The 18,203-nt window shown below is 51.8% G+C and carries 17 protein-coding genes; 10 read left to right on the plus strand and 7 right to left on the minus strand.

Features of this window, described 5'->3' with window-relative positions; genetic code table 11:
- The first annotated feature begins 2 nt into the window (after positions 1–2).
- Genes recO through dtd form a run of 4 tightly spaced genes read left to right on the plus strand, consistent with a single transcriptional unit; the run spans position 3 to position 3,097 of the window.
- Complete coding sequence (recO, locus tag SH449x_RS11995; protein WP_482381574.1) at positions 3–767, plus strand: DNA repair protein RecO; 765 nt, start codon at positions 3–5, stop codon at positions 765–767.
- Positions 707–2,107 (plus strand): outer membrane protein assembly factor BamD, encoded by a 1,401-nt coding sequence (gene bamD, locus SH449x_RS12000; RefSeq protein WP_482381575.1) that lies wholly within the window; start codon positions 707–709, stop codon positions 2,105–2,107. Before recO ends, bamD begins: the two co-directional genes overlap by 61 nt.
- Positions 2,108–2,653, plus strand: a complete 546-nt coding sequence (lptE, locus tag SH449x_RS12005) for an LPS assembly lipoprotein LptE (protein ID WP_482381576.1) — start codon at positions 2,108–2,110, stop codon at positions 2,651–2,653.
- A 3-nt stretch (positions 2,654–2,656) separates the two neighbouring features.
- A complete protein-coding gene (gene dtd, locus SH449x_RS12010) occupies positions 2,657–3,097 on the plus strand; it encodes a D-aminoacyl-tRNA deacylase (protein WP_482381577.1) in 441 nt (146 codons plus the stop codon).
- A 15-nt stretch (positions 3,098–3,112) separates the two neighbouring features.
- On the opposite strand, the gene SH449x_RS12015 is transcribed toward dtd, so the two are convergent.
- From SH449x_RS12015 to der, 5 genes are all read right to left on the minus strand, one after another.
- A complete protein-coding gene (locus tag SH449x_RS12015; protein ID WP_482381827.1) occupies positions 3,113–3,604 on the minus strand; it encodes a cytidine deaminase in 492 nt (163 codons plus the stop codon).
- Positions 3,577–4,038, minus strand: coding sequence for a rod-binding protein (locus tag SH449x_RS12020; protein ID WP_482381578.1), 462 nt, complete (start codon positions 4,036–4,038; stop codon positions 3,577–3,579). The genes SH449x_RS12015 and SH449x_RS12020 overlap by 28 nt, the downstream gene beginning before the upstream one ends.
- 3 nt (positions 4,039–4,041) lie before the next feature.
- A complete protein-coding gene (locus SH449x_RS12025; RefSeq protein ID WP_482381579.1) occupies positions 4,042–5,241 on the minus strand; it encodes a flagellar basal body P-ring protein FlgI in 1,200 nt (399 codons plus the stop codon).
- Positions 5,242–5,352: 111 nt separating this feature from the next.
- Positions 5,353–5,934: a hypothetical protein gene (locus SH449x_RS12030; protein WP_482381580.1), complete on the minus strand. Its 582-nt coding sequence runs from the start codon at positions 5,932–5,934 to the stop codon at positions 5,353–5,355.
- Positions 5,935–6,080: 146 nt separating this feature from the next.
- Entirely contained in the window at positions 6,081–7,643 is a 1,563-nt protein-coding gene (gene der, locus SH449x_RS12035; protein ID WP_482381581.1) for a ribosome biogenesis GTPase Der, read from the minus strand.
- A 143-nt stretch (positions 7,644–7,786) separates the two neighbouring features.
- Here der and SH449x_RS12040 point away from each other — a divergent pair, with 143 nt between their 5' ends.
- The gene (locus tag SH449x_RS12040) at positions 7,787–8,782 is read left to right on the plus strand and encodes a uracil-DNA glycosylase (protein ID WP_482381582.1); all 996 of its coding nucleotides are present in this window, start codon (positions 7,787–7,789) and stop codon (positions 8,780–8,782) included.
- A gap of 26 nt (positions 8,783–8,808) precedes the next feature.
- Here the strand turns inward: SH449x_RS12040 and SH449x_RS12045 are convergent, their stop codons facing one another.
- Positions 8,809–11,670 (minus strand): hypothetical protein, encoded by a 2,862-nt coding sequence (locus tag SH449x_RS12045; RefSeq protein ID WP_482381583.1) that lies wholly within the window; start codon positions 11,668–11,670, stop codon positions 8,809–8,811.
- A 56-nt stretch (positions 11,671–11,726) separates the two neighbouring features.
- Between SH449x_RS12045 and SH449x_RS12050 the strand changes: the two genes are divergently transcribed.
- The 4 genes from SH449x_RS12050 (at position 11,727) to SH449x_RS12065 (ending at position 15,506) form a co-directional block, all read left to right on the plus strand.
- Positions 11,727–12,464, plus strand: a complete 738-nt coding sequence (locus SH449x_RS12050) for a sugar phosphate isomerase/epimerase family protein (RefSeq protein ID WP_482381584.1) — start codon at positions 11,727–11,729, stop codon at positions 12,462–12,464.
- 60 nt (positions 12,465–12,524) lie between these two features.
- Positions 12,525–13,010 (plus strand): hypothetical protein, encoded by a 486-nt coding sequence (locus SH449x_RS12055; protein WP_482381585.1) that lies wholly within the window; start codon positions 12,525–12,527, stop codon positions 13,008–13,010.
- Between the two features lie 166 nt (positions 13,011–13,176).
- Positions 13,177–14,322: a transglutaminase-like domain-containing protein gene (locus SH449x_RS12060; protein WP_482381586.1), complete on the plus strand. Its 1,146-nt coding sequence runs from the start codon at positions 13,177–13,179 to the stop codon at positions 14,320–14,322.
- Positions 14,323–14,516: 194 nt separating this feature from the next.
- Complete coding sequence (locus tag SH449x_RS12065; RefSeq protein WP_482381587.1) at positions 14,517–15,506, plus strand: YybH family protein; 990 nt, start codon at positions 14,517–14,519, stop codon at positions 15,504–15,506.
- 603 nt (positions 15,507–16,109) lie between these two features.
- Here the strand turns inward: SH449x_RS12065 and SH449x_RS12070 are convergent.
- Positions 16,110–16,694: a hypothetical protein gene (locus SH449x_RS12070; RefSeq protein ID WP_482381588.1), complete on the minus strand. Its 585-nt coding sequence runs from the start codon at positions 16,692–16,694 to the stop codon at positions 16,110–16,112.
- A gap of 16 nt (positions 16,695–16,710) precedes the next feature.
- Here SH449x_RS12070 and SH449x_RS12075 point away from each other — a divergent pair, with 16 nt between their 5' ends.
- Entirely contained in the window at positions 16,711–18,060 is a 1,350-nt protein-coding gene (locus tag SH449x_RS12075; protein ID WP_482381589.1) for a tetratricopeptide repeat protein, read from the plus strand.
- The last annotated feature ends 143 nt before the right edge of the window (positions 18,061–18,203 follow it).

The following is an 18,203-nucleotide window of genomic DNA, read 5'->3' on the forward strand; positions in this document are numbered from 1 at the left end:
CCATGACGGCAGAGAAGACGGAAGCAATTGTGATTCGAACCGTCCCCTGGAGTGAAACCAGCAGCGTCGTGACCCTTTTTACTCGGGAGTTTGGCAAGGTCACCGCAGTCGCCAAAGGAGCCCGGCGGCTTAAGAGCCCCTTTGAAACCGCGCTAGATTTGCTAGCTAAATCCTACGTCGTCTTCATTGCCAAGTCGAATGACACGTTGGACATTCTCACAGAAGCCAAGCTGTTGCGGCGGTTTCGGTCTGGTCAGCAATCGTTGTTTCCGCTTTACTGCGGTTACTATCTCGCGGAATTGGCGAATGTGTTCACCGAGATCCACATGCCATTGCCGGTCGTATTTGAAACATTGGACGAGTCCCTTGTTAAGCTGGATGAAATGCGTGACCCAGCGAAGATAGTCTTGGGGTTTGAGCTTAAATTCTTGTCGCAACTAGGTCATTTGCCAACGTTTGAACTTTGCGCGGGGTGTGGTCATTTTGTAGAGTCCGACCCTGGAGGTACGTATCTATTTGGTGTTGAGGCGGGCGGGGTCTTATGTTCCCAATGTCTTACCGGCCAAAGAGGTGTACTGCGAATCCGTTCGGAGACGGTCGACTGTTTCCGCCAGGCGATGGAAGAAAGCGAAAGCAAGAACGAAGACAAATGGAACATCCCGATCGTTTCGAAAGAAGAAGTAAGGATTGTGATGGAGCGATTCCTATGCAATTTGGTCGATCGTCGTCTGCGCTTGATGGATTTTTTGGACGATCTCCGACGTTAGATATTTCTTGCTTTGTTCGCTCGAAAGCTTGCATTCTCCCCCTTTTTCGGCTTAGCCTTTATTGCACTTTGATCAGCGGCTGCGCTACGTTTGGATTGCGGGACGATGATGAATATGGACGCGCACGTCGCTCGATCGAGAGTCATGCCGACGGCAACGGGAACTTTATCCGGCCCGAGGGACGCAGAGCGGAGAATCGTGTTGGTGGTGGCGTGATGGACTCGTTCAAGAGTTCTGTTGGAATGACCCCAAAACCGAAGAATGTAGACAAGGCAAAGACGCTTTACCAAGAAGCCGAAACGCTCTTTGAGGAAGCGAAGCAATTGGAAGGCAAGGCTCGGCAAGAAGCGTTCGACAAAGCCGCCAAGAAATTCGATGAAGCCGCAAAAGAATGGCCGAGTAGCTACTTGGAGCAGGACGCCTTGATGATGGCGGGTGAGAGTTACTTTTTCTCCGAGCACTACCCCAAGGCCGGTGAACGATATACCAAGCTGGTGAGGGAGTACCCTCGAAATCGATTTCAGGATCGTATCGACCGTCGACGGATGGAGATTGGCAATTATTGGTTACAGTTCCCTGATAGGTTCTATCACGTAAATGTCTCCGACCGCAGACGTCCCTGGAACGATACGAAGAACTACGGCAAGAAGGAGCTTGAGAGGCTTCGGCTGGACAGTCCGACTGGGAAAATCTCAGACGACGCCACCATGGCACTGGCCAATACCGCCTTTCTGGAGGAGCGTTGGAATGAAGCGTTGGATACCTACAATGATTTGATCATCACCTACCCTGGGTCGAAGCACTTGTTCGACGCACACTTGATGGGCTTGCAGGCAGCTTTGCAATCCTACGCAGGGCCTGAATATTCCCAGGAACCTTTGGACAAGGCAGAGAAACTGCTGAAGAGCATCGTAAAATTTCCAGAGGAAGCACGTAGAGAAAAAGAAGCTATCGATCAAGCTTACACCGATCTGCAAAACCATCGTGCAGGCTACGAATACAATCGAGCCATGTTTCGTTACAACCGTGGTGAAGGGAAGGCGGCTCGTATCTACTGCGAAAAGATCTTGGAGAACTACTCGAACACCGCCTTTGCTCAACCAGCACAAGAGTTGATGGCAAAGCTCGAAGGAATGCCAGAAGCCCCAACACGTTATTTGCAGTCTCTCACCACACTATTTCCAGAAAACGACAAGTTCAAACCTTTGCTTCGTCCCCTTCCGGCAGAGAGTTTAGACTCCGATCGACGAGACGAAATATCTCGGACTGCGGATAGCAGTTCTCCCTACGGTACACCCGGCAGTAACAACCCCGGTAGCAGCAACGTAGGACGACGATAAATGCGGAACGTTCGTGTTATCATCTTCATGATCGGCAGCCTGATTACCATCCCATTTGGGGCCACTATTTCTGGTTGCGCAGGCTATCAGCTTGGAAACCGATCACTCTTTCGCAATGATATACGAACGATCCATATTCCCGTCGTGAGGTCCGACTCCTTTAGACCCGAGTTGGGTGTGATGTTGACCGAGGCTATTCAGAAAGAAGTCGAACGCCGAACACCTTACAAGATCTCCGACTTTGCAACCTCAGATTCAGTATTAAGCTGTCGTATTACAGCGGATTCCAAACGAGTCACTGCAGAAACAATCACCAATGAAGCCCGATTGATTCAATCAGTCATGTCGGTGGAGGTACAGTGGGTTGATCGTCGCAATGTTCCGTTGATCGAAACGAGATTCCTTCCACCTGGTGAGACCGCGTTCTTCTTTTCCGAGAGCGAGAGTTTTGTCCCCGAAGCGGGGCAATCGATGGCGACTGCCAATCAAAGAGTGATAGAGCGTTTAGCAAACCACATTGTGGATCAGATGGAAATGCGTTGGTAGACCATGCGTGCACTCTTGCAGCGAGTTAGTGAAGCATCGGTATCTGTGAACGGAGAGATCGTAGGGGAGATCGCTCACGGATGGCTCGTTCTGCTAGGAGTTTCCAAGCAAGACAGCATGGATTCGGTCCGATGGATGGCCGATAAATGCGTCGGCTTAAGGGCATTTGAAGACGCCAACGGGAAAATGAATCTGTCCGTAAAGGACGTAGGGGGGGCTATGCTCGTTGTTAGTCAGTTCACTCTCTATGGCGATTGCATCCGAGGTCGCCGGCCGAGCTTTGATTCAGCCGCTCCGCCAGAACAAGCCGAACCGTTGTACAATTCGTTCTGTGACGTTCTCGAATCACACGGTTTACCGGTCGCTCGCGGGAGATTTCGTGCCGACATGAAGGTTCGATTACTGAACGACGGTCCCGTCACACTCATGCTGGAACGCGAATAATGCGATGAGGCAGCACTACATTTCCAGCGTCATGCCACTCGGCAGGAGATCGCTGATTTTTACTGGCCCTGAGATTGGTTTGGTGGGATCGAGATATCCGGTCCATACCATGGCATTTGGCGCGAACTCGTGTAGAAATTGACGACAAATGCCGCAACAACTGACCGCTTGTGGTGACACCACTACGATCGTCCGCCAGTCGCGATCTCGGTGGAAGATCGCTTGGGAGCCCGCGACCCGTTCCGCACAGAGGGTGACACCGAACGAAGCGTTTTCGATGTTGCAACCGAGATAAGTCTGACCACTTGCGGTCCGAATCGCGCACCCGACCGAGAAATGGCTATAGGGATTGTAAGCTCGGGTTGCAGCATCTCTGGCTAGGCGAAACAACTCTTCAAGCTCTTGAGGTAGCGATTCCTTCATGGAACGGATCTCGATTGATTTCGTCTGCGGGTGATTTTGATAGCCTAATATGGAGCCTACTGCGAGCGTTGCAGTTGAAACAATCTGAACATGGGATCAGCGATTTGGTCGGCACTCGATTTGGTCAGTTCTTCGGATAGAACCTGGTCCAGCTGGCCTTGGAAAATCTTTTCCGCTTGGCCCCCGTTAAAGTAAGCGGCTCCCTCTTGGGTGCTTCTTAAGGAGGAAAGCAACTGCGAAAAGAACGTTTGCCCCACAAAGTTATGGAACGCTTCACGTAACTTTTCGTCTTCCATGTCTTGAGGCGTCTTGACACTCGAAGCCTGATTCGGATCGAGCAACCCATCGGCAGCCGCAGGTCGCGATGATTCGCCACCATCCGTAGTTGGCTTGATCAAACCAGAAAGTACGCTCGAGAAATCGGCCGATCCTGCATCATTGGTCAGCGCCGTGAGGGCATCGTTGGCTCGTTGTGTTGCGAAATCTAGCGGAGACTTGGTTTGTAATGCGATATTCATAAATTACTCGATGATCAGTTCGCCGTAGAGGTTACCTTGTTTGTAGATCCCCTTGATTATGGCGACTATGTCTTTCGTTGGTACGCTGAGGACATTGAGGGCATCAACGAGATTCTTTAGCTTTGGCTTCGTTGGGTCATCCTTGGGGCTAACCTCCACGAAGCTTCCGCCTACGCCAGCTCGCGCGTTTTGAGGTGAGATGGTTAGACTGCCATAAGATACTGCGACGGGAGCAATCGTTACGTCCTCGCCTATGATGATGACATCGTTTCGCTCGTGAATGTAGACGCGCTTCTTGTTGGCAACATTCACCAATCTCAACTTTTCGATCTGCGAGACAAACTCGACCGGGGTTTCGCGATACTCCTCGGGGATCGTAACGACAACATGCGTTTGATCGATCGCGGTGGCAATGGTTCGCTGTTTTTTTGGTCTGTAGTCGGTGGCTCGGTTGGCGTTATTGGCCTCATCAGGATCGTTGTCCTGGTTGATCCGATCCGCGATGAGTTGAGCGGTGGCAAACGATGTATGGGTCGGATGGATAACCAAGGTGACGCGATTGTCCTGAACGAATGGGTTTTTAACGGACTGCTCCATCTTGCATCCATTGGCGATCCGACCGGTTGTGGGGAGCTTGGGATCATCAAGGGCAATAGGCCCATTCGCGATTCCGTAAACGATATCGCCACGAGGGCCCAAGAGCAGTGTCTGGATGAGCATCCCCCCTTCTAGGCTCTTTGCGGAGATCGCACTCACGGTGCAGTCCATTTTATCGCCTTGAATGACTCCTTGAGCTGGTATGGTCGCTTGCACTAGGACCATGGCAACATTCTTTGCGTTGCTGAGCTCTTTTTCGACAATCTTGCCTTGCAAGTCTAGCGAAGGGTTTCCTCCGAGTCGCAGAAGCACTTGTCCGAGGGAGCGGTTGGTGGATTTGAAGTCACCGTCTCCGCTTCCTTTAAGGCCGACGACCAATCCGATGCCATGGATCGTGTTTTCCTCTTGGCCTTGATAGCGACAGATGTCACCAATTCTTAGATCCGCATTGACCGTGGCACCTGCGAACGAGATCAAAGCGAGTGCGCACAGACAGAAACAATCTCCCAGACCTCGCGATTTAGCCAGCATTGTTTCTCCTTTTGAAATCGATTCGACGCTGAACCAAGCTGGCCGTTTCATTCGAACGGCTAGCCGATCCAGCATTCGTTTGATACCGAAGGAGACAATCGGTTTCCAGCCCGATTTGTAGGGCTGCGAGGGGTTGGGATATCTGGATGATTTGGGCAGAACATTATAAGGCTCTGCCCTGGTTCATCATCGAGTTCCGACGGACTCGAGAAAGTAGGCGAAGAAATCGATGTCATGAGACTCCATCCAACGCTCGGCTCGCTTGTCGATCCAGCTCGATAGTCGCATGGTGTTGGCAAAGTATCGCGAGTTGGCAAAGGCATACTGTTCGTCGGGCGAGAGCATACCACCCTCCCGATAGACCCACTTTTGAACCTCGGAATCCAATCGTTGAAAATAGCCAGGAACAACAGAAGAGAGATACCGAAAGGCGTGTGGCTGGAGCCGAATCACTTCTGCGATATCAGGGCCAAAGTTCTCTAACAACCAATCGTGTGTACCACTTTCGAGAAGCGAATCTCCGGTCCACATATCACTGGAATACTCGCCGCGAGAGAGCATCTGGCATGGCACATACAACAAGGCCGCGACCACCATTGCTGACTCGGCGTTGTCGGAAGCTGCCCGAGAAGCAATATGGGTAGCCTCTCGAATTCGTCGTCGGACATCCGCATTCTCGTGTTCGAGTCCTAAGTAAAGAAACTCGACAATCTTTTCGGATAGATGCTTCTGTGCCGCTCTCGGTGTTGCATTCCAAACTGTGATCATGGGTGATCTCCTTTGACGAAATTAGTGAAATGCTAGCTTCGTCTAGGATAGTCACCGATCATTGGCCCTTGATTAAGACCTCGCGAAGAAATCGTTAAGAAGCGAAAGCCATTAACTTCTCTGCTGGAATGAATCGGGAATAGAACCTAGTTTTTCGTCTCGGAGTCTGCTGGAGGTTCTAGCTCGATATCGATATCCTCATAAGCTGCTTCTTCCTCCATGTCTTCCTCCATGTCGACATCGAGCTCGTCACCATAGGCGTCTTCATCTTCCTCGCCATCTTCGTCTTCATCGAGGAGTTCGTCTTCATCTGGTACGTATTCCTCTCCATCGACCAGGAACCGTCCATCCTTCACCTCCTCCGAGGCCCCGAGATCGTCGCGTTCGTCATCCCGCTTACGAGATTGCAGGAACAGTCGAATCGGGATTTCTCCAAAGGGAAGATGATCGCGAAGGAATCCTAGCAGGTATCGTTGATAGGGTGCTGGAAAGCCTTGGGGGTTATTGCAAACTAGAACGATAGTGGGGGGAGCCTCCGAGACCTGGGTGGCGTAGTACACTTTGGGTCGTTTGAGTTGGTGCAACGGCGGCTCATGTCTTTCCATCGCGATCTTGACCAATTTGTTTAATTGGCCGGTTGTGATGCGTTGGTTCGCTTGCTTGAAGAGCATTTGCGAATGGTTTAGAAGTGCTTTGACGTTCTTGCCTGACTGACCGGTTATAAAACCGATCGGGCAATAGGCCATGGTGGGAAACATCTCGCGAACATACCGCACCCAACGCTCCGTAGGCATCTGTCCGGCGAGTTGATCCCATTTGTTGACGACGAAGACGCACGGTTTGTATTGCTCGGCGATGTAGTGCGCTAACTGCTTATCCACCTTGCTCATTTGTTGTTTGCAATCGAAGAATAGCAAAACCACATCTGCTCTTCGGATGCTACGCTGTGCGCGATGCAGACCGTACCAATCGATATCGGTTTTGATACTCTTGTTGCGCCGAAGTCCCGGTGTGTCGATAGCCATGAATTTGTGACCATCGAGCTCGAACATGACGTCTACGCTATCACGAGTTGTGCCGGGCACCTCGCTGACGATCATACGTTCCGCTTTTGCCAGGGTGTTTACAAAGGTACTCTTGCCTACGTTGCGCCGCCCCACGATCGCGATTTTCATCACCGGTGGTTCGACCTCCTCGTCGGTTGAGCCTTTGTCGGGCAAACGTTGGCATATCAAATCTAAAAGCTCATCCTTGTTCCGATTCTGCTGCACGCTTACGAGAGTCAACCAACCTCGGCCCAGCGTTCGAAACTCCTCGGCATTCGCATCGAGTGAGGGGCTGTCCGTTTTGTTTGCGACGAGCAAGATTGGCTTGTCCACTTTTCGAAGCCGTAGGGCAACCTCCTCATCCAATGAGACCAATCCGCTTCGGGTGTCCACCACGAACAGCAAGACATCGGCCTCTTCGATGGCGGTTTCGATTTGCTCCTCGACTTGGTCTGTGAGGTTGTCGCAATCCTCAATCCCCATGCCGCCGGTATCTATAAGCTCGAAATGTTTGCTTCGATGTTCAATTAGTGTTGTTAATCGATCGCGAGTCACACCGGCGGTGTCCTCGACGATGGCCAATCTTCGGCCTGCAATCCAGTTAAATATTGAGCTTTTGCCGACGTTTGGTCTACCGACAATTGCAACGCGAGGAATGGCCATTATGTTTTGGAGCTCAACAGTTTGGATTTGCGTGGAACGAATGGGAAAACCTGCTATGGTAGTCGGTTTGTGGGATTCAGGGGAGAGATTTTCCTTTGAAGGATGTTCGTTCCATCTAGGTTTCTTAGGTAAAACACCGTTTCATGAGTGACTGGAGCCATACGGCCACGTTGCAGCTTTTGGAAAACTGGAAGCGGTGTGGCGTAGGAAAGATTCCGACGTCGAGTGCGGAGGGCGCCTCTCGGGCCGCTGAGTGGCTAGAGCAGCTGCGGGTCGAAGCTGGAGTCAACTCGGCGAGTTCTCTGGGGCTTACAGAGAGGGACGGGGGTCATGACGGGGGGCTGGCCGCGAGGGATGCTTTAGGTATTGCTGAAAGAATCAGCGTTCCGAGCCAGGCACCAAAAACCTCTCCGCTAACGCCAGCTCAGTCCACGACAGAGGCTTCAAAAAGCTCACGTTCTTCGCCGAGCCAGCAACCCAATCAATCGTCTGCTCCCCCTGATCTCATTCGGATGATCGATACCGTCGGTTGGGAGACTGCGGCTTTGGATGTAATCAGCCGTGAGAATCAGCTCAAGATTCTTTCTCAAGACGCTTCGGCCTGTCGCAAATGCTCCGATATTGTCTGTCGGCGTAAACAAGCGGTGTTTGGAACAGGGCCGGTCAATGCCAGGCTTGTTATGTTTGGTGAAGCCCCCGGAGCCGAGGAGGATGATCGAGGGGAGCCATTTGTCGGGGCAGCCGGGCAGCTCATGGATAAAATCTTGGTAGCCAGCGGGCTACGTCGCGAGGAGGTCTACATCATGAACTCGCTCAAGTGTCGACCACCGGGTAATCGAACCCCTACGGACGGTGAAATCGAGAATTGCCGGCCCTTTTTCGAAGCTCAGCTGGAAGCCATTCAACCCGAGTACATCATTTGTTGGGGGGCGGTGTCTGTGCGGGCGATCCTAAGAACCACCGAGTCGGTCGGTCGATTGCGAGGTCGGTTTCATCAGTACAAAGGAGCGAAAGTTCTGGTCACTTATCACCCGGCCTACTTGCTTCGGAACCCCGATGCAAAGCGTTTAACTTGGGAAGACATGAAGTTCTTGATGAGAGAGCTGGGAATTCCGATCCCGCCGCCAAAGAAGGGCTAACGGTTCGCAACGCAGGCCATCGCAATTTAAGGGGCTGACGAGTTGTCGACCATCGGCCGGTTTTCGATGCGAACTTGCTTGTTGATGATTCGATTTTTATCACCTTGTTCGCATTGCAAACGAATGAGCTTACCAACAAGCTGATCTGCATCTGGAAACACAAAGGTACGAGATGTCTTCGTGGTAAGGTCTAGAATCTGCCGGCGTTCTGCACGATGCCCGGTTACTCTGAGCACGCAATCAAAGCTGGCTGGCGAGTCGGTCTTGTTTACCGCGTCCACTCGAATCACAAGCTGATTGTCGGGAGTAATTTCATACTCGATCGAAAAGTCAAAGTCATCGTTGCCGATCAGTATTTCCTCTTCGATTACGATTGGAATATCGTCAACTTGTAGAACCACTTGGATCGGAGTCATGCCCACGTTGGCTTCGGGGCGAATTCTCACTGGGACGTTGAGTATCTGTGTTCCGAATTCTGGAATTTGAAAACGCGTAGGGGATTCTTCTGGCTCGAAAGCATCACAGATGACCTTGGCAGATCCAAGGACAGCAAATGGCATCGGATTCTCGAACTTGATATCTACCGTTTCCATCTTTCCAATCACGACATCAATATTCTTGGTCACGAGCTGAGCATTCATAACCCATCGGATAGCTCGCAGATCTACCTGGTCGATGACAATTGGGAATTCGCCTAGGGTGATACGTTGGAGATGGTGTCTATTGGCACCGAGTTTTTCGATAGGCACGCTCTTACCCCAAAGGTCATAAGCAACGACATCCTTACCGAAAAACAACTCTGCAGTCTTGGGTTCCGGACTCCAAGCCACGATTCGGCAATCGCTCCCGGAGGAAAGAATATGGTTTCTGCCCAACTTAGATGTCGGTAGTGAACCGATTTGTTGTCTACCAGCCGTGGTGCGAGCCAGCGTGCGAATGGGCGAGAAAAAAACGCCGGGTCCCTTCAGTGCGCCGTAGACCTCTACATCGTCCGAAGCAGGATCGAAGACCCAGCCCACGGTTTTGGATTGGATTTGCGGTTCGGTTAAAAGAAGGATTCTCTCAGTAAGATCTTGTGCACGCGTGGCAAGAGAATACCTGTTCGGTGGAAGTGGGGTGACATGCATCCAGGGCATGGTGTTCCCTTGAGGACTATTGGCAGCGGCGGTCAAAAGAATTCGTTTTTGCTCCTCTGCCGTGAAAGGGATCTGCGTCGATAGTTGCCAACGGTCTATCAGTTTGAATTGAGGGCTTTTATTAACGGGGTTGTTAGTAGCAATAAGTCGCGATTCTTGTGAGTATCGTTTCAGCACTCGATTGAACGACTCGACAGACGAACCGACCCGAGGGTTCGCAACCAGATCGGGCTCATCGTCCCAGCCGATTTGGTATTGTAGTATTCGAAATGACGTCTCACGAACGATTGGCTCCAAAAGGGCTTGAGCGACCGTCCAATCCTCAAGAAAAGATCCGGTGCCGTCCCCTCTTGCTAATGCGAATAACGATCGCAAAGCCTTGGGCGGGGAGGCAATGACTCCCACGCATGCGATGCCAGCATGTTGGATGCGATCAATTCGCTTTAAAAGTGCATCGACTTGTTCTGGCGATCGACTGTTGATCCAAATAGGCAGTTTTAGTTTGCCGATGCTAGATTCACGCAGGATCGTTAGTAGCAGATCTGTTTCTATTTTGGTCGTCTGGTTTTCGTCATCTTTTAACACCCAGCCGATCTGGTTATTAACAATCTGCTCCGAATTGTTATCGAGCACAACGATCTGCTGCTTCAATGATGAGTTTCGTTTCGCGCTTCGCTGGAGCTGCGTATGTACCTCGTAGTAACCAGGTTCCAGAGACGGCAACTCCCACGTTGTGCGTCCGCTCCAGTAGGTTTGTCCGGATGGTCTTATGGGACTATTGGTCGCGACTAGAACGGGAGTGCTGGTACTGGAGGAACTCTCTTTGTCCAGCATGCGAACCGAGCGTGAGATGGAAACGCCTTCCTTGTTACGAAGAATCAATTCCACTTGGTTTTGCTGCGATGCAATCCCAATCGCCTTGCACTCTACTTTGATGCTTTGCCCCTGGCGGTAGATACCGGATGGTTTATCAACGCTCAGCGATAAACGAGGCGATCTAGTAATCCGAACAGAATCAAATCCGAACTTGCCGCGGAAGGCATCTGGCGTTTTAGGGTTAACGACCAAAGCGACTTGAGCAAAGGTCACATTTGGATTGTAGGGATACTGTGTATCAGCCGTGACGGCCACCAAGCCGTTTGAGTGATCGATGGCAGGAGTTACTTGTTCGAAGATCACAGACTTATTGGAGTCGCATAAGCGAAGAATTGCCATCGCTTCGTACTCCCGTGAATCGCAATCTGCGCTGATGCTACAACTGATTCCATAAATGGAATTCGGCTCGATGGTTACAAAAGGAGAATTGATCTCAGCTTTTCCACCGTCCATTACCATTTCGAGGTAAGGATTCAGAATCGTGACCTCTAAAATTTTATCCAGTTCTTCTGGAGTCCGTTCCGGCGTGATATTCCACGGCAGCGTACCTCTTTCCCAACCCAACTTGAGCTGGGCGTAGAATCTTCGCCATCGGTCGATTTCCTGGAGTTGCTCTTTGGAACTGGCAGGCTTGGTAATGCGAATGCTCAAGTACTGCGGGTAATCGACCCCTGTGCGTCTGGTCCACAGGTCGGGCCAACCAACCCCCTTGACGTCGTCGGCAGCACCAAAGTCCCACCGCTTAACGACATCGACTACGTTTTCCTGCCCCCGTGTCGTGGACGAATACGTTAGTGTAGATAGAATTCCAAGCAGAATAGCGAGCCAAAGGTTCTCGCTGCCCCATCGGGGTTTCGATTCCGTCTCAATTTGCATATCGGAGAACCACTTTGCCAGGACTACGTGTTGGGATTCAAATTGCCGGATTGAGAATGCCTTTCAAGCAGGCGCTGCATGTCGCCTCGCAGATGGGTGCGGATGCTATCGAGATTGACGCTCGGACCGGACTGAGGCCCAATGAGGTTGTCGGCACGGCTTTGCGGCAAATTCGTAAATTAATTCAAGATCTGAATTTGCGTGTCGCATCGGTTAGGTACGCCACACGCCGTGGTTACGATTGCGAGGATGAGCTAGACCGTAGGATTGAAGGTACCAAGCAAGCGATCCGGTTGGCATATGATTTAGGTGCCAACGTTGTGGTCAATCATTGTGGAACTGTGCCGTCTGATCCGGAGGATCCCTCTCGCGTTATGCTGAAGCATGTCTTGTCCGACTTGGGAATCTATAGTCAGCGCGTCGGTGCTTTTTTGGCTTGCGAGACCGGATCAGAACCACTCCCCCACTTGGTCGACTTGATCGAGTCGCTTCCTGAAGGCTCAGCAGGCATCACCTTGAACCCAGGCAATCTGATTGTGAATGGTTTCGGTGTTGATGGCATGCAACAAGCTGCCAAGCATGTGATGCTCGTACACGCAAAAGATGGGGTCCCAGATCGATCCCGAGGCCGAGGAACCGAGGTCGAATTGGGACGTGGGATGGCTGAGTTTCCCGACATCGCAGGACATCTCGAGGAGCATCATTTCCCTGGATATTTTGTTGTTGAACGAGATAACGCCCGGAATCCGGTTCAAGACATTGCAACAGCCGTCGAGTTCCTTAAGAATATTTAGGGCATGGTACGACTGATTATTTGGCCTTACATACGAGCTTCTACAAAAGGATAGCTTTCCATGAATCGTTCATTTGCATCTTTAGTTAGCGTGATGGCATTGTCCCTTGCTGCTTGGGGTGGTGTGTTCCTGTTGGGGGCGCAAGAACCAGATACACCTAAGACCAAACCAACTCCCCCAATCGCTGAGTTCGAGGAGTATCTAACTGGTGCCGTCCTTACCGGCGTGTTCACGGTGGATGGGCAAAGTTTAGACAAGCTCGAGCCGGAGTCTTATGAAATCAAGAGTGCAAAAAAACTGGAGGGGTACGATTCTCTTTGGGAGATCACGACGCGAATCAAGTACGGTAAGAATGACATCGAGGTACCGGTAGAAATCAATGTCGAATGGGTTGGAAAAACTCCGATCATGGTCCTCGACTCGGCGATCATCCCTGGCCTGGGGACATTTTCTGCCCGAGTCATCTTCCACGACAAAAAATACTCGGGCACTTGGAAGCACGATGACAAAGGTGGTCATCTCTTTGGGCGAGTCGAGAAAAAGTAGCCTAGCTAACCCCTATAATCCTCGCGGGTTGAGCGAACAGCCCCCAGACGGGGGAGGTTAAGGCTGGATATTCTAAGAAAATTCGATTCTATCGGGAAACTCCCCTCGGTGTTGCTTATCCTAGAAGGAAACCTTCTGCACGGAGTCAACAAGCGGAGCCACCGAGATGAACATCGCGAAGCCAACTGAATTTCTGAAACTGATCCTTCTTGGGTCTGCCTTGATCGGGCAGGGCTATTGCCAAGACAACGACTCAGATACGGGAGCGGTCGCTGAGAAAAACTCGCGGCCCAAAACTGCTCAAAAAGCCGATATCTTTGAAATCACCGGTCGGGTCGTGAAGGGGCCGAATGGGCCTAAGTATTTCGCTCCCAACAAAATGCAAATGCAGTTTGGGCTGCGAATCGCCGCGAACGGCAATCTATGCACAAACTTGATGGCAACCCTGCCGTTCCCTATGGACTGGCCAGAGCAAAAAGTCACGGTCATCAATCATTATGTTCCGGACAATGCCTTGTCTAACTTTCGCGATCTGCCGGCAGGAGTGAGGCAATTGCTTCTTCAGATGAACACTCTGGGCCCCAGTGATGTTGCGAATCTTCTTGTCGATGTAGAGATTGAAAAATCGTTCTTGGATCCGCCTCCAGATACCTCGATTTTTCGCATCCCAAAAACCCTTTCCAAGGAACTGAAATTCTACATGGGGAATAGTCCCTTCATCGACTGTGATTTACCGATCATAAAGAAGACGGCGAAATCGATCGCAGCCTCGTCCCCCGATAACGCTTGGCAACAAGTCGAATTGCTGTACGACTGGGTTAGGGACACCATCGAGTACACCAACGGTAAAACCAGGCACATTCGCGATGCCCTGAAAGACAAAAAGGGTGACTGCGAAGAGATGTCAGGTATTTTTATTGCTCTGTGTCGGGCAAGCGGAATTCCCGCGAGACTTGTTTGGATTCCCGATCACTGCTACCCGGAGTTCTATCTCGAAGACCAAGACGGCTTTGGGTATTGGTTTCCGTGCCAAGCCGCTGGGGACCGACAATTCGGACAGATGCACGAGTATCGCCCCATTCTTCAGAAAGGAGATCGCTTTAAGGTTCCTGAGGAGTCAGGGCAGCTAAGATACGTGGCGAGCTTTTTCACCTGTCGTCAGCGACCTGTCGTTCCAGGAGCCTTAGAAATCGCAGTGCAAGAGGTTCTCGATCTTGGACCCTTGAAAGAGCAGCTCGAAGCCTTGCGACAACAAGCTGCCGGCAGTGCCAATCAACAAGCCAATCAGCAGGGCGTAGGCGACGATAATTGAGCTTTGCCGGATACATGCTTGAGTGAGAATTCTCGAAAAACACCCTAAGTAATACCATGTAAATTCGTCGCTCGCAGCCTTCGCACCCTATAATTCGAGAACATAGTTGCGGAGAGATCCTACGAGATCTTTCATTGAGGTCTCGATTTTCGCTTCAGCTCTCCGTCCTCTTCCCGTACGCGAGCTGTAACATTATGCGATTTCTGCTGCTATCTTTCTTTGCGACCTTGGTCCTTTATTCTACCATCAGTCGGACGGGAGGATTCGTCCACGCCCAATCGGCTTCAACGAATCCAACTGCTAATAGCCCCTTAGTTGATAGCCCAGTAGCGGAAGCATTGGTTGCACGAGAGCTGACACCACTCGAAAAGGAGATGCTCGAGGAAACAGACAAGCTGGTCACCGCATTCAACAAAGGTGACATAAAAGGCATCGTCAACACGTTTCTCTCCGATGGTGAGCTGATCGACGAACGAGGTGTCGTGCACTCGGGCCAAGAACAAATCTCTTCATTGATGGTCTCCTTTTTTGAGAACTACCCAAATGTATCGACGGAGGCTGAGCTAGAGTCCGTTCGGCAGGTAGCGGGCATCGTTTTCGCGGATGGTCGACGATCCATCGCAACGGCTGACGGCACCAGTGTGACATTGCTCCGATTCAATTCAGTTTGGCAAAAAACAGATGCGGGGTACAAACTCGCTTCGTTCCGAGACTATTCGGAACCATCCAGTTTGACTCCCAACGAGGCTTTGCAAGAATTGCAGTGGCTCATTGGTGATTGGGTCAACGAAGGTGACGATGCGACAGTAAGGCTTTCCTTCAAATGGTCTGCCGACACCAACTTTATTTTGGGTGATTACTCTCTTAAAACCGTTGATGGAGATCTGTCCACAAGCACGCAAAGAATTGGTTGGGATGCATTACAAGGTGCATTTCGCAGCTGGACATTCGATGTCGATGGAGGATTTGGTGAAGGGACGTGGACCAGAACCGTGAATGGATGGCGAGTTCGCTCCTCGGCCGTCACGCCTGAGGGAACGACCGCTTCTGCTATCCTGCTCTTAACACCTGTTTCCGAGGACCGCTTTTCTATCAATGGCAGCAATAGAATTGCGAACGAAGAGTCGTTACCTGATTACGAAATTTTCGTAGTCAAACGACCACCACCGGCACTGAAAAAGTAACTGTCCTCGATAATCCCCTAAGAAAAAATCTCCTCAGATCGATTCGATCGCAAAGGTTACGAATATTATGGAACGATTTATCTCGGTCGGAAGTGGGCGAAGCTGCTCACGTTCTCACCTCGCGGGTACGCTTACTTACCTCGCGGGTACGGTTGCCTTGTTGGGGAGCATGTTTGCGGCCCAGTTCGCAAACGGGCAAGGTCGCGGTCGGTCCGATGATCGCGGAGCCAGACCCTCACAGGGGAGTGCTAGACCGAATAACACGAGACCATCGCTCGGAAATGTTGGGGCGAGTGGTGCCAGGCCGATGCCCCGGCCCCAGTCGTCCGCGAACGCCCCTTCACTGCCATCGGTGAGACCACAGACTCCACAAACTCGCCCTCAGTCCCGCCCCATGGCTTCTTCGCAACGGCCTTCGCAGTCATCTTCTCAGAATCGACCACAAACGCGACCACAAACACCCGGCATCAACGTCCAGCGTCCTTCGTTACCCACCACAAGACCATCGCTGGGTAACACCAGACCATCCAATCCTCCAAACGTCAACATACCAAACGTCGGCGCACCTTCAGTTCGTCCCGGCGGCAATCAAGCAGGCGGCAATCAAGGCTCGTCTCGTCCCTCTATCGCACCCAATAGACCTTCGACATTACCCACGCGTCCTTCGATTCCCTCGCTTGGGAACAGTAGACCATCGATCGGAATCGGTGAACCGGGCAATCGACGCCCCAACCTCCCAAATCTCGGGGGAGGAAATACCTCACGTCCTGAGGTAAATCCTCCACAGGTAACGAGACCATCCACTCGCCCCAATTTGCCCCCAGCCAACACCTGGCCGATCACTCGCCCGCCTGCCGAGGTTAGACCGACAATTCCTGCTCCGTCCACTCCGTCAACCAGGCCCGGTACTCGGCCATCAGAGGGTGGGCAGACTCGACCAAATCCCGGCAGCCGTCCCCTCCCGGACGTTCGCCCCACACCAGGCACACGGCCAAACCCAGGAACACGGCCGTCTCCGGGGACTGAGCCACCATCCGTTACGAGACCGCCGACCGGAACCAGGCCACCGTCACTCGGCCAAGGGCGACCGACGCCGCTTCCTGCTCCTTTACCCAATACGCGGCCAAATCCCAACCCTGGTTCTGGCGGCAATCGACCCGGAATCAATCTTCCCAATCGTCCGACCACACCGAGCATTCCTGGAGTGAACCGACCAGGGCAAGGTCGACCTGGAATCGGTGGTGCCGTGACATTGCCGGGAATTGTTGGAGGCAACAACATCAATTCGGGCAACAATATCATCAACAACAACGTCAACAACAATTGGAACAACACCAACGTTAATCTCAACTTCAACCGGCCCTTTTGGGATCGTCCCCAATGGAATTCTGGCTGGGGGAATTCTGGCTGGAACAATGCCGGTTGGGGAACGGGCTGGGGAGTGTATCCCGTACAGAGTTGGAGGCAAGGTTGGTACACGTATGGTGTCAACCCTCACTATCGCGTTTGGTACAACGGATCCTGGGCTGGGTATTGGGGCAGTTCGTGGTATGCTCCCGTTGCTTGGGGAGGAATCGGTTGGGGGTTGAACAATGTCTACCAATCCTTCAACACCGTGTACGTGAACCCATATTACGCACCGATTGCTGTAAGTCGCCCGACATCGATCGCCTACGACTACTCCCAACCCATCACGATCAATAACTACCAAGCGATCGATCCGGCAGCGGGCGTTTCGCAGGTTGACGACAACGAACGCGAAGCACTCGAGCGCTTCGACCAGGGCCTCGACGCATTTCGCAGTGGCCAGTATCCGCAAGCCAATCAACTGTTCAAGGAGTCGCTTCGTCTCAATGGTGGTGATCCCGTAGCACACGAGGTTTATGCATTGAGTTTGTTTGCTGTTGGCGACTACGAAGCTGCTGCGGCGACTCTGAACGCACTGCTCGCATCAGCCCCTGGTATGGACTGGACATCACTTAGCAGTCTTTACGGGAACGTTGGGGATTACACGACGCAATTACGACGACTCGAGGATTATTGCGACCGCGAACCGACCAAACCTGCACCGGCATTTGTGCTCGCCTATCACTATCTCGTACTAAGCGAAAAGGAAGCTGCCATCGATTCCCTCAAAGTTGTGGTCGAGAATCAGCCAAAAGATCTCACAGCAAAGCGAATGCTCGAGGCATTGGTACCTCCCGAGGATGTGGTTGCACCGACGGAAGCGGCACCTGAAGATATTGATAACATTGATGCCAAAGAGTTGCCCCAAATTGATCTCGTCGGGTCTTGGATCGCAAACAAAGGTGATTCGACTATTGAGCTTGTCATCGACGAGGATGCGAGCTTTACCTGGATCGCTTCATCAGCAGGCCAACAGAACGCAAAGTTGGAGGGAACGATTACAACCGCTCCTGATGGGATTGTTCTGGAAACGACATCCAACGGAACCCTTGCGGGAAACGTTTTACCTGGTGAAAACGGTGAATGGACTTTCTATCCTCCTTCGGCACCGGTCGAGGAAGGATTGGTCTTTCAGCGTAAGAAGTGATCATTGAGTGCGTTCGAGACAGTCAGCTCCCCATCGCAAATCATGAAATCTAAGCCTCTTCATCGGTCGCGTTTCTTGTTTTCAACCCGACATTATGCTGTTACGGACGATCCGATACTATCCCAATGGCCAAAAGCTTTTTG

It is taken from the genome of Brakhagea baltica, from assembly GCF_052161605.1.
Taxonomy (GTDB): domain Bacteria; phylum Planctomycetota; class Planctomycetia; order Pirellulales; family Pirellulaceae; genus JBKCUI01.